General features: G+C 71.5%; 2 protein-coding genes. Both read left to right on the top strand.

All coding sequences use genetic code 11. The features are described 5' to 3' along the window. The coding region (locus ACTUAL_RS11080) for an ATP-binding protein (protein ID WP_440900190.1) at positions 1-1196 on the top strand (1196 nt) is incomplete at its 5' end. Between the two features lie 162 nt (positions 1197-1358). Continuing rightward, a partial coding sequence (locus tag ACTUAL_RS11085) for a KUP/HAK/KT family potassium transporter (RefSeq protein WP_440900191.1) occupies positions 1359-2419 on the top strand: 1061 nt, incomplete at its 3' end.

The raw sequence follows: 2419 nt of genomic DNA on the forward strand, positions 1-2419 counted from the left end.
CCCGGGCGCTGGGGCAGGGGGACTACGACCAGGTGGTGCCGGTCACGACCCGCGACGAACTCGGCGAACTCGCCCAGACCTTCAACGCGATGGCCCGGACCCTCCGCGAGTATCGCCAGGCCGGCACCGAGCGGCTGATCCGGGCCCAGCAGACGGCGCAGGCCACGATCGACTCGTTCCCCGACCCGGTCGTGGTGGTCGACCCGGGCGGCGCCGTGGAGCGGGTCAACCCGGCCGCGCACCGCGTCCTCGGGCTCGACCCGGGCGGGGGGACGGCCCCGTGGACCCCGCCCCCGGCCCTGCAAACGCCCCTGGCCGATGCCCTCGGCGGGCTCGGCAGCTACCTGCCCACCGACATGGACCAGACGGTCTGCCTCCGCGACGACGGCCAGGAGAAGTTCTTCCTGCCCCGGGTGCTCGCGATGCGGGGCGAGTCCGGCCCCCTGGGCGCGGCGGTCGTGCTCCAGGACGTGACCCGGTTCCGCCGCGTCGACCAGCTCAAGAGCGACATGGTCGCCACGGTGAGCCACGAGCTCAAGACGCCGCTCACGAGCATGCAGATGGCCGTCCACCTCCTGCTCGAAGAGGCCGTCGGCCCGCTCGAACCGAAGCAGGTCGAGTTGCTCCTCGCGGCGCGGCAGGACTCGGAGCGTTTGCTGGCGATGGTCAACGACCTGCTCGACCTCGCCCGGATCGAGCAGGGCCGGGTCCGGCTCGACCTCCGCCCGGCGCGGCCGGCCGACCTCGTCGCCGAGGCCGTGGCCCGGTTCGAGGCCCGCGCCGCCGCCGCCGGGGTCGCGCTCGCGGGCGAAACCGCCCCCGGCGCCGGGCCGGTGCTGGTCGACCGCGAGCGGATCGAGCACGTCTTCGACAACCTCCTCGGCAACGCCCTGGCGCACACCCCCCGGGGCGGCTCGGTGCGGGTCGCCGCCGGGCCCGAGGGGGACGGCAAAACGGTCCGGTTCGCCGTCAGCGACACCGGCACCGGCATCCCGGCCGAGCACCTGCCCCGGATCTTCGACCGCTTCTACCGCGTCCCCGGGGCCCGGTCGGGCGGGGCGGGGCTGGGCCTCTCCATCGCCCGGCGCCTGGCCGAGGCGCAGGGCGGGTCGCTGCACTACGCGCCCCGGGCGGACGGCGGCAGCGTCTTCGCCTTCGCCGTCCCCGCCGCCGACCTCCCCGACGGTTCTTTGTGATTCCTTAACGCCCCGCCCGCCGCCCTTTGTGCGGCCTTTGCGCCCGCCGCCCCACATTCCTCCCGTCAGCACCCGACTGCCTTCTCACGCAGACGAAGCAGCAGACTCGTCCGATGCAGTCGAAGTACTCTGCTGCCTCTGCTCCCTCTGCGTGAGAATGCAGTGTTCAATCTCGACCGGAGGAACAAGGTGGCCACGGAGGACGAGGCAAATACGGAGGGCGAGCCGCGGGGGCGCTACCTGGCGTCGCTGTCGCTCGCCGCGCTGGGCGTGGTGTACGGCGACATCGGCACCAGCGTGCTGTACGCCGTGCGCGAATCGTTTCACCACACGCACGGCATCCTGCCCACGCGCGACAACGTGCTGGGCGTGCTGTCGCTCATCTTTTGGGCGCTGGTGCTGGTGATCTCCATCAAGTACGCCATCTTCGTGCTGCGGGCCGACAACCGCGGCGAGGGCGGCATCCTGGCGCTCACGTCGCTGGTGACGCCGGTGGGCGCCCTCACGCGCAGCCCGCGCTGGGTGCTCATCATGCTGGGCCTGTTCGGCACGGCGCTGCTGTACGGCGACGGCATGATCACCCCCGTCATCTCCGTGCTGAGCGCCGTGGAGGGCCTCAAGGTGGCCACGCCGCTCTTCGAGCCGTACATCATCCCCATCACCATCGGCATCCTGGTGGCGCTGTTCGCCATGCAGAGCCGGGGCACGGCCACGGTGGGCCGCATCTTTGGCCCCGTGACGCTGGTGTGGTTCGTGGTCATCGCCGTGCTGGGGGTGGTCAACATCGCCCGCGACCTCACGGTGTTCGCGGCCGTTAACCCGCTGTACGGCGCGCGGTTCTTTGTCCAGAACGGGTGGAACGGGTTCCTGGTGCTGGGCTCCGTGTTCCTGGTGGTGACGGGCGGCGAGGCGCTGTACGCCGACATGGGCCACTTTGGCCGCCGGCCCATCCGCCTGGCGTGGTACTACGTGGTGCTGCCGGCCCTGCTGCTGAACTACTTTGGCCAGGGCGCCATGCTCATCCACCGGCCGGAGACGGTGGAGAACCCGTTCTTTCGCATGGTACCGCAGTGGGCGCTGTACCCCGTCGTCGTCATTGCCACGTCCGCGGCGGTGATCGCCTCGCAGGCGCTCATCACGGGGGCGTACTCGCTGACCATGCAGGCGGTGCAGCTGGGGTACATCCCCCGGGTGGAGATCCGCCACACCTCGCGGCGGGAGCG

It is taken from the genome of Actinosynnema sp., from assembly GCF_052038725.1.